We start from the raw sequence: 10254 nt of genomic DNA, 5'->3' as shown, positions 1-10254 counted from the left end.
TCCAATCGCTGTTGTCGCGGAATTTCCAGGAATGAAGGTTACGTAGGAAGAAATTCGGCTCCAGATTATGCTTTCGATGTGAGTTTTCTTATGGAAAACTTTCAGCCGACCGCTACCGCTTTTCCGGAATCGATATGTCCTCTCCGCTGGTCCGCGTGGGTCATGCCCACAAAAAGCGTCTCCCCCTTGAAGTGGGGGAGGGGGCAAAACGCAGCGCAGCAGAGCGCGCGCAGTACATAAACTAACCAAACGAGCCGTTCGGGGCATACATCCCGAACGGCTCGTTTGTTTATCCCTCCATCCCCAACCATCGGCAGGACGGAAGTAATCACCCGCATGGGCGCTTCAGATGGTTGTGCAGAAAGGCTAAGCTCGGCGCAGAGCAGACGAGGTGCTGCCTTTAGCGACGGTGCACGGCAAGCCATAAATCGACCGCCTAAACCCTATTGAGTAAGCTTCAACGGAGCAGGCGGAATTGTTCTGGAGAAGCGGCAGCGGTCCCCTTTATCCCCGGATTTCCACATTATCTATCCATTCAGATGAAATCCGGGGGTAACAGGGATCGGAAGAACAATCCGTATGCGGAGTGATGAACCATCCTCTTTTTTGGCAGTGTATGCTTTGAATTTCAGATTTGAATTTCGTTGGCAGCGATTAGCCGATCGTGACAAGTTAACACCTCATGAAATACCTGCCGTAACCTCATGTCATAATTACTGACGTCCATGCCCCAACACAACATCATATTACCATAAATAGTAATCATCCTCGCCTACTCAGTCTCCTCGGCGCGAATTACAATTTGTAGTAACCAAGGAGATTGAATCAATAGAAAGGGGGAGACGAGTCGATGAAACCCACGATAGAACCATCGCCGGCACCGCATAGAGAGATAAAACCAAAACGAGGATACTGGGGCCGTTTAGGGACGGACATTTGGAAAGAGTGGGATCTTTACCTGCTGCTTGTGCCGGGCATCTTGTTCATTTTATTGTTCAAATACACACCGATGTACGGGATCACGATCGCATTTAAGGATTTCAACATCTTCACCGGATTTGCCGATAGCCCGTGGGTAGGATGGAAGCATTTCGAGAAGCTGTTCACGTCGCCGGACTTTGCGCAGGTATTCAAAAATACGGTCATCATCAGCTTCCTGAAAATCGTGATTTTGTTTCCTCTCCCCATTATGATCGCCCTGATGCTCAATGAGCTGAGGAATATGGTATTTAAACGCACGGTGCAAACCGTCATCTATCTTCCGCATTTCCTGTCATGGGTCATCGTTGGCGGATTGTTTATCGATCTCCTCTCAACAAACGGAGGAATCGTCAACAAATTGCTGGTATCCCTGGGGATGGAGCAGATTGCCTTTTTCCTGGATAACAGCGTGTTCCGGGGCGTGCTGATCACATCCGCAGGCTGGAAGGAAACGGGCTGGAGTACGATCGTATATTTGGCAGCGTTTACAATGATTGACCCGATGCTGTACGAAGCCGCGAAGATTGACGGGGCCGGACGCTGGAAGCAGCTGTGGCATATCACGCTGCCGGGGATCGCGCCGATTATTGTCCTGATGTTTATCCTGCGGCTCGGGAACGTGCTGGAAGCGGGAACGGAGCAAATTCTTGTCATGTATAATCCGGTGGTGTACCAGGTGTCGGATGTCATCGGAACCTATGTATACCGGCAGGGTCTCGGGAACCAGGATTACAGCTTCTCCACCGCGGTTGGCTTGTTCGAAGCCGTTATATCCTTCACGTTGGTCATCATTGGCAATTCTATGAGCAGAAAATACTTACAGCGCGGGATCTGGTAAAGAAAGGGTGGCGCATATGGATCACAAAAAAGCTTTGGAAGGAACAAACACCACCCGAGGTGTCATCCAAACCTCGTTTTCGGAAAAATGCTTCTCGGTATTCAATTATGCTTTTTTCATTGTGATGGGCTTAACCACGCTGCTGCCTTTCATGAATTTGATCGCCAAATCCTTGAGCAGCGAGGGCGCCGTCATATCAGGGCAGGTAGGGCTGCTCCCGGTCGGGGTTCAATTCGAAACCTACAAATATGTGCTTCAGGATTCCATGTTCCTGAATTCGCTCAAGGTGTCCATTTTCTTGACAGTGGTTGGAACGGCCTGCAGCCTGTTCCTGACTACGCTCACGGCTTATCCGTTATCCAAATACCGACTGCGGGGACGAAAAGGCCTGCTGTTGATCTTCGTATTCACGATGCTCTTCAGCGGCGGCCTGATTCCGACTTACCTGCTTATGCAGAACTTGAATTTGGTAAACACCTTCCCGGTGTTGTTCCTGCCAGCGATGGTGAATGTGTACAACATGCTCATTATTAAAAACTATTTCGAGGGTCTTCCGGATGAGCTGGAGGAATCCGCCAAGCTGGACGGCGCGGGGAATATCCGCATCCTGGTCTCGGTCATTGTGCCGCTCTCGCTTCCCGTCATGGCAACGATTGGATTGTTCTTTGCGGTCGCTTTCTGGAATGACTATTTTGCGGCGATGATCTACATTACCGATCCGGCGATCAAACCCATGCAGCTGTACCTGAAGGAGCTGCTGGTTTCGTCCAGCGGGGATTTCCTGAAGGATAATGTCGACGCCGCGATTAACGCAACACCTCAGTCCATACAGGCTTCTTCGATCCTGCTGGCAACGATCCCGATTCTGCTGGTGTATCCATTCCTGCAAAAGTATTTTGTCAAAGGCGTGCTGGTAGGTTCGGTTAAAGGCTAGATGCATCAGGTTTTCTGAAGGTATCAGAAATTATAAACTTTGGAGGATCTGCAGCCTGAATATCGCAAGAAAAACTACCGCTAAACGTGGTCTGTCTTCTTTGAGAGTACGTCGATAGACGTTTTTCTTAACATTATTATAATTTCCGGGGTCCCCACAAAGTACCTGAATGGACTTCGGAGCAAGGCCCCACTTTGTGGGGTTCTCTGATAAAGGTGGTGATGCGCTTCGTATTGCTCAGGTGGCAGGATTCATTGAATTTCTCAATCACAAGGAGGGTTATCCATGATCAAGATTAAAAAATCCGCAGTACTGGCTGGAATTCTCGGATTTACGCTGGCGCTGTCCGGATGCGGCGGCGGGGGAGGCGGCACGACCGATACACCGGCGGCTCAGCCGACGGATGCACCGGCAAGCACGCCAAAAGACGAGGGGAACGGCGGAACAACGGCTGAGAAACCGGGTCTGCGCATGATCATGCAATATGGATTGTTTGATCCGAAGACTGAATATGCGGCCAAGTACATCCAGGAAAGAACCGGATTCAATGTGGAATATGAACTGCTGCCGGCAGAAAATGCGGACGAGAAGCTGAACCTGCTCGTAACCGGTAAAAATAATTATGATATCGTGAAATTAAATGCAATGCAGTTTTATAATCTCGCATCTGCAGGAGCCCTGGAGTCAATCGATGAGCTTCTTGAATCTCATGGGAATTATATCAAACAATCCATAAAACAAGAGTCCTTTGGCAGTGCAACGATCGACGGGAAAATCTTTGGTATCCCAGAGACAGGGGCAGGCGCAAGCATCGGCGAGGCACTGGTGGTCAGACAGGATTGGATGGATGAATTAGGCCTAGCTACACCTACAAACACCGATGAGCTTTACAATGTGCTTAAAACAATTAAAGAGAAGAAGAATGTTATTCCACTCACAGTGAGCAATAAGGCTCCAGCTATCTATGGCAACATTGCCGCAACATTTGGCGTTTTCACCGATTGGAAGGAAGTCGATGGCAAATTGGTGCATCGGGCTGAACTGCCTGAAATGAAAGAATATCTTACTTTTATGAACAAACTGTACAAAGAAGGATTGCTTGATACCGAGACTCCGATTAATACCGCACAGAAATCCATTGAAAAATTTTCGGGTGGTAAAGCTGCGATGTATGAACTGCCTTGGTGGAGCGCCGGGACAACGATTGAGGCACTGACGAAAAATTCCCCGGAAGCAAAAACATCCATTATCCCGTACCTGAAGGGCAAAGATGGTAAGGCTGCTATTGGAGTTAAAACGAATACAACTTGGTATGTGGCTATCCTGAAATCTTCGAAGAACAAGGAAGCTGCCATGGATTTCCTCAATGCGAAGTTGGAGCCTGAGACATTTAAAGGTATCGCGCTTGGCAAGGAAGGCGTCCATCATGAAGTGAAGGACGGTAAGTACTATCCCATTCTGCCTATCTTTAATGATGAACTCAATAATGCAAGCAGCTTCTTGACAGGTGTCGATGAGGAGAAATATCCGATCTACTGGCAGGCGCGCGTTCGTAAGGATCCGGTTCTGCAAGCACATTTCGAAGCTTTCCAGAAAAATGCCGAAGGCATCATCGTGGTTGATCCCATGTCAACGGCTCCGCCAATTGAAGCCGTATCCAAAAATCTGCTGAAATTGACAACCATGCTGGATGACAATGTGCTGCAATTCATTTCCGGAGCGAAGCCGATTGATGCATACGATCAATTCCTCGCTCAATGGAGAGCTGAGGGTGGAGCCGATATGGTAAACGCAGCGAATGAATGGTTCCAATCCACGAAGTAAATGATTTCATTTGAAGAAGCAGTCTGCATTTGCAGCTGCTTTTTCAAAATTAAGAATAAAGAGGTGTTGGTTGAATTTAAAGATCACGGTTCATTCTTAATAAGAGAAGGGTGGAAATCATTAATGTATCGTTTATTTCGCAGGCGGATCGCTCTGCTACTCAGTCTTTCGCTGATCGTATCACTCATCGTTCCGGTTGGTTCTTCCGCGTTCGCGGATAACGAAGCTCCCCTGGCTCCAAGTACGAGTCCTGACCCGGTTACGCTGGTCTCCCAAGGCGGACAGAGTCTGGAGTTTACGGATATTAACGTGGCAGGTGACCCGTTGGAAGGGAAAAATGATTATTTGGCATTGTATACCAGCGGTGCAACCGTTACGGGTTCTGTATATACCGGCGAGGTGTGGGTTCCGACGCTGCAGGTTGCGGTTGCTGTGAATGCAAGCGGCATCGTGCAGGATATCGTTGGACCGGACAGCGATCCGCCGACTGCCTGGGATCCCGGCACATTGCTGCCGATTCCGGCCGGGGGTTATGTTGTCGTGGCAGGCGGCACCCTTTCGTGGGAGCAATCTGCTTTTCAAAAGCCTCTCTTCAATCAGAACAAAACGGGAGATTCGGTGAAGCTGATGCGAGCTGGAATAGAGGTGACAGCGGCCGATTTCCTGCCGGGCCCAGGTCCGGATCCGCTGCCGCCGGAGCTGCATCTGATTACACCAAACGATATAACCGTGGATATCCCGGTCATTGAGATTGCGGGTTTTGTGGCGAACTATGCCGAGGACCTGGATTTAAGCGTCACCGTCAATGGCGATGAGATCACGCTTACAGCGGATGGGGTGTTTCGCACGAATGTTTATTTGGAGCCGGGTCCGAACGCAGCTGAAGTTAAGCTGTTCAAGGGAGAAGGCGAACTGGCTGCTCAAACGCTGAACATCGTGTATGAACCGATTGAGAACCAGGATTATATTGAAGTTGAGGCGGCGCCAAAGGACATTACCATCGACATTGAAGGTCCGCGCAAGAAGCTGGATTACGTTGACAAGGATGTCACGGGCGTGCCTAACATCGTGGCGGTATTTACAAGGGATTATGGCACTTCCATCACGATTCCTCAGACCAATGTTGCCGTGCAGGTGGATGCCAACAATCGTGTACTAAGGGTCATTAATCCATCCATCGACGGCAAACCTCCGGTATGGACTGGACCGACCGATCTTGAAATACCTGAAGGCGGTTATGTGCTGATGGCACAGGACAACAGCTATGCAGGCAATAACATCAAGCGGTATTTGGCCGAGAACTTTAAGGTTGGGGACATGATTAAGCTGCGCAAGAACGGAGAAGTGGTACAGGTACGCGACATCATGAGCGGCAACGGGCTTATTGCCCGGCTTACGCTGGATAACCAGGCGATGTATACGGTAACGGAAGGCAGCACCGTGATTTCTGGCCGCATTGACAACATGGACGATATCACGGCGATTAAACTGCTGATGAACGATAACGAGATTTCTTTTCAAGCAGATGGTTCATTCTCCTACACTTATACGCTTGCGAATGGGACCAACTATATCGAAGTCAAAGTGCTGAAGAATGACATCGAGCAGGATGTTCGTCATCTTGCGGTGTTTGCAAGACCTGGATTTTCCCCGGAAAAAGAAGTTATTCTCTGGGTGGACCAGGCTTCCAATGCGAGAAAGTTCAAAACCAGCGAGGATGTTCTGGCTTTTCTGACAAAAGCCAAGGAGACGGGTGTTACTTCGATTGCGTTTGATGTAAAAGGCGTTGAAGGGTATGTATCGTATAAAAAGAATGACCTGACAGGTAGACCTTACGTCAGTGAGATCAAGGCACCCGAAAAAGCGGGAGCAAGCCCGGATCTGGATCTGCTGCAGGAGTTCATTGACCACGGCCATGCGCTTGGTTTGGAGATTCATGCGGCAATCAACGTGTTTGCCGAGGGATCGATCGCTCATAACGAGTATGCGGTTCTGAACGATCACCTCGACTGGGAGGAGCGCGTGTATTTTCCTGAAAACAACGGGGAGATCAAACGTCTTCGCGAAAGCAAAAAGCAGGGCTTGGTAGCCTTTGTCAACCCGTCCAATGACGAGGTTCGAAATTATCAGCTTAGAACCTTTGAAGAAATCATGAAGAACTATGATGTGGACGGCGTTATCCATGACCGGAGCCGCTATGACAACGAAGGGGCCGATTTCAGTGACGAAACCCGCGTGAAGTTCGAGCAGTTTTTGCAGGCCCGGGGCAAGCAGCTTGTCAATTGGCCAAACGATATCTTCTACTATGAAAACAATGCAAGGGTATACGGCCCGCTGATTCAGGATTGGTGGGAATTCCGCTCAGGGACGATTCAGAGCTTCTTCGGCGAAGTGAAGACGCTGGTGGATTCCTACGAAGCGTCAAAGGGAAGAAAGATAGAAGTCTCCTCCTATGTAGGATCCTGGTACGAAACGTATTATTTGAACGGCGTTAACTGGGGCAGCAAGAACTTCCGGTTTAATCCCGCGCTCGGCATGCCGGACGAATCGGTGTATACGCCGGAATATTATCAGACCGGGTATATCGAGCATTTGGATTTCCTGATGATCGGGGCGTATCAAACCACCAGTCAGGAAATTCAGAAATACATCACGCTTGGCAACATCGTTACGAACGGGGAAATTCCGCTGTATGCGGGCATTGCGATGAACAATGTGCAGGCACCGGCCGTACAGCGCGAAGTGTTCCAGGCGGGCTTGAAATCCACGAACGGACTTATGCTGTTTGATGCATCCCAGGTCAACTGGCCGATTGCGGCAGCTGCTCTGCAGGATAAGGAGTGGGTGAAGGATTACCAGCTTGGCATGAGTTTGCCTGGAAGTCCGGATTCGTTCCTCGAAGGCAATTTCTATAATATTAACCGGATTGAGGGCAACGTCAATGTGATGACGGAGGTCTTCGGTTACTCAACCGGTACGAACCGCTTCGGGGTTGAAGTGGTTGTGGACGCCACGGGGCACGTCACACGCGTGGTCAATCGGAACCAAGCCATTAAATGGAGCTGGGGATCGCCGGAGGAGAACAACAGCGTCATTCCGCAAGGCGGCTTCGTGATTTCGACGCTGGATCCTTCAGGCACAAGAACGCTGCGGCAGCTTGTTGCCAATGCTTATAATACGGGCGACCAGGTTCGTTCGGCGGTACTAAGCGGACTGATGGATGATGAAGGCAAAGAAACGCGCGACAGTCAGCTTGCATTGAAAGGCATGGTTGAAGTTCTGGGACCAGGCAAAGCAACCGTGAAGGTGAACGGTGCGGAGGCCGTCATGTCAGCGAGCGGAGAATTTACTGCTAATATTCCGCTGGCGACCGGTGTGAACTCCATCACGGTGGATGTATTCGTTGACGAATACAAAACCAACAGCAAAACATTTGAGGTGATCCGGACCTCAACGGGTGATGGCGGATCGGAGCCAGGCCATCCAGGTTCTCCTGGTAGCGGCTCCGGTTCATCTGGTGGAACGACGTCTCCTAAACCACCTGTGCCAGAGCGCCTGAGTATCAAAAAAGAAACGGCTGAAGGTGGTCATACGGTCATCGTAGCGGATGCAAACGAGAGCGCCATGCTCGCGGATGTGGAACGTCTCAGCAAGCTGCCCGCAGCCTCGCGCCTGCTTACGTATACGGTGACGGACACGTCGGATTCCGTCGTTCTTCACTTGCCGGTTCAGGGACTGAGCGCTGCGGTGAAGGAGCTGCCAGGGGGATCCATCCTGTTGGAATCCTCCCTTGGCCGCTTGGAAATTCCGCTGCAGTCGCTGACGGAAGCGCTGCAGCGTCGGGGAACGGCCGACAGCCTGCAAATTCGCATCGGTTTTGCTTCGAAAGAAGAAGAGGACCGGATGAAGGCAGCCATGGAGGATGGAGCCTCCATGCTGGATGCGTCGCTTGCTATAACCTTGGCCTGGAAACAGGGTGACAAGTTATCGACGCTGCCAGCACTGAAGGGAGCTTACGCGAAGTTTACCAAGGCGCTGTCCCGTGTCGTCAGCCCATCCCAAACGACGGTGTTGCGATGGGATCCGGCATCCGGCAAGGCAGTGTTCGTGCCGGCACTCATTCGAACGGCCAACGGAAAATCCCATGCGGAGTTCAAATGGATGGAGAGTGGAGTGTATTCCGTTGTCTCCTATGAGAAGACGTTTGCGGATTTAAGCAGTCATTGGGCACGCGAGGACGTATCGCTGCTGGCTTCGAAAAAAGTGATCGAGGGTTTAAGTGATACGCGTTTTGGTCCGAATGAGCCGATCACGAGGGCGCAGTTTACCGCGATGCTCGTTCGTGCTCTTGGACTGAAGGAGCAGGGAGCCGATGCGGGCTTCCAGGACGTGAAGACAAACGATTGGTATGCAGGCGCTGTGGCCACTGCTGTGGAGAATGGGCTGATCGAGGGCTTCAGCAATGGTACGTTCCGTCCGAACGAAGAGATTACACGTGAGCAGATGAGTGTCTTGCTGCTCCGGGCGCTGAAGCTTGCCGGAACGGAACTGGAGGCAGGAGATCCCGCATCTATATTGGAAGGATTCAAGGATCGCGACAGCATTGCAGCCTGGTCGGAAGAGGCCGTATCGGCCATTGTAAGATCAGGCCTGATGGAGGGACGTTCGGCCGACAGGTTCGTGCCGGGAGCTCATTCCACCCGGGCTGAAGGAGCGGTAGTATTAACCAGAATGCTGCAGATGGCAGAATTCATGAATCGATAAAGTCAAAATCCCCGTTCGTTATCAACGAACGGGGATTTTTTATGTATTAGCCCTCTGGAATAGCACAGATCTTGATGCAGCTTTAGTCCGAAGCAGCCGAAAACAGGTGTCAATTGCTATCCGGGCTACCTAATGAATTCAGGAGCTCCGCCGCGATTAAAGCGAATGCGCCAATTACCAGCAAAACAACAACCATGATAATAACAAATGTCTTACCGTTCATCATATTCACCTCTTGATCGGTCATTTTTTTCATATAAAACCGATTATTTCAAATAATAGTAAACATTTCGTTTACTATCTTCATTTTAATAATGATAGGATGTTAACCGTATCTTGGCAATGGATGAATCATTGCTGCTCCTGTTAATTATACAATACATGAATCCTCTTTGAATGGAATGAAAAAATTGAAAAAACCTCTAAAAATCACTCTAATCGTTTCTATCATCTTGAATGTTTTATTGTCTGCTGTATTTCTATATCAATACACACATCATAAAAATAATTATGGAATCGGAGATACCAACTCGTACAGAATATTTATCCACAGGCTTGAGTATTTCAGTCAAACGATGGGTGAGGTCGTAGAAACAAATGGAAAAGTTGAAAATATGAATCTGTTGATTAACGCAGATGAAAGGCTTAACTTATCCATTCATTCGTTTATACGATTTGAGAATTCTATGGCTTCAACCAAGATGAACTCGCATAGCATAGAACTATTTTTATCTTATATCGACGAGGCAATGTTTGAACGGATGTCTGCATTTAATTTAGAAGATTATGATATTAGCACGTTTGAAGACTTGAAAAACCGAACAGATGAATTGCTCCGTCTTTTGCCTGATGCCTATAATCCTCAAGATCAAAAACGATTCATTGAAACCATAAACGATATCATTCTATAAGG

7 protein-coding genes are annotated in these 10254 nt (G+C 49.3%); 5 read left to right on the top strand and 2 right to left on the bottom strand.

All coding sequences use genetic code 11. The annotated features are described in order from the left end of the window. Positions 1-101: 101 nt before the first annotated feature. Positions 102-425 carry a hypothetical protein gene (locus PGL02S_RS19635; RefSeq protein WP_063455990.1) on the bottom strand — a complete coding sequence of 108 codons (324 nt, stop codon included), beginning with the start codon at positions 423-425 and terminating at the stop codon, positions 102-104. Positions 426-850: 425 nt separating this feature from the next. On the opposite strand from PGL02S_RS19635, the gene PGL02S_RS19630 reads away from it, so the two are divergent. The 4 genes from PGL02S_RS19630 (at position 851) to PGL02S_RS19615 (ending at position 9341) form a co-directional block, all read left to right on the top strand. Next, on the top strand, positions 851-1819 hold the full coding sequence (locus PGL02S_RS19630; RefSeq protein ID WP_051449366.1) for an ABC transporter permease: 969 nt from the start codon (positions 851-853) through the stop codon (positions 1817-1819). Between the two features lie 16 nt (positions 1820-1835). Further along, positions 1836-2753 carry a carbohydrate ABC transporter permease gene (locus PGL02S_RS19625; RefSeq protein ID WP_036644583.1) on the top strand — a complete coding sequence of 306 codons (918 nt, stop codon included), beginning with the start codon at positions 1836-1838 and terminating at the stop codon, positions 2751-2753. A 285-nt stretch (positions 2754-3038) separates the two neighbouring features. Then, on the top strand, positions 3039-4577 hold the full coding sequence (locus tag PGL02S_RS19620; RefSeq protein WP_036644580.1) for an extracellular solute-binding protein: 1539 nt from the start codon (positions 3039-3041) through the stop codon (positions 4575-4577). A gap of 123 nt (positions 4578-4700) precedes the next feature. Continuing rightward, positions 4701-9341: an S-layer homology domain-containing protein gene (locus tag PGL02S_RS19615; protein WP_036644578.1), complete on the top strand. Its 4641-nt coding sequence runs from the start codon at positions 4701-4703 to the stop codon at positions 9339-9341. A 109-nt stretch (positions 9342-9450) separates the two neighbouring features. On the opposite strand, the gene PGL02S_RS28540 is transcribed toward PGL02S_RS19615, so the two are convergent. Next, positions 9451-9597, bottom strand: coding sequence for a hypothetical protein (locus PGL02S_RS28540; RefSeq protein WP_160163985.1), 147 nt, complete (start codon positions 9595-9597; stop codon positions 9451-9453). Between the two features lie 145 nt (positions 9598-9742). On the opposite strand from PGL02S_RS28540, the gene PGL02S_RS19610 reads away from it, so the two are divergent. Further along, positions 9743-10252: a hypothetical protein gene (locus tag PGL02S_RS19610; RefSeq protein ID WP_155984661.1), complete on the top strand. Its 510-nt coding sequence runs from the start codon at positions 9743-9745 to the stop codon at positions 10250-10252. Positions 10253-10254: the final 2 nt, after the last annotated feature.

This window comes from Paenibacillus glucanolyticus NBRC 15330 (genome assembly GCF_004000885.1).
Taxonomy (GTDB): Bacteria; Bacillota; Bacilli; order Paenibacillales; family Paenibacillaceae; genus Paenibacillus_AQ; species Paenibacillus_AQ glucanolyticus.
The sequence above is the reverse complement of the archived record's forward strand: the minus strand, read 5'-3'. Positions and strand labels throughout refer to the sequence as shown.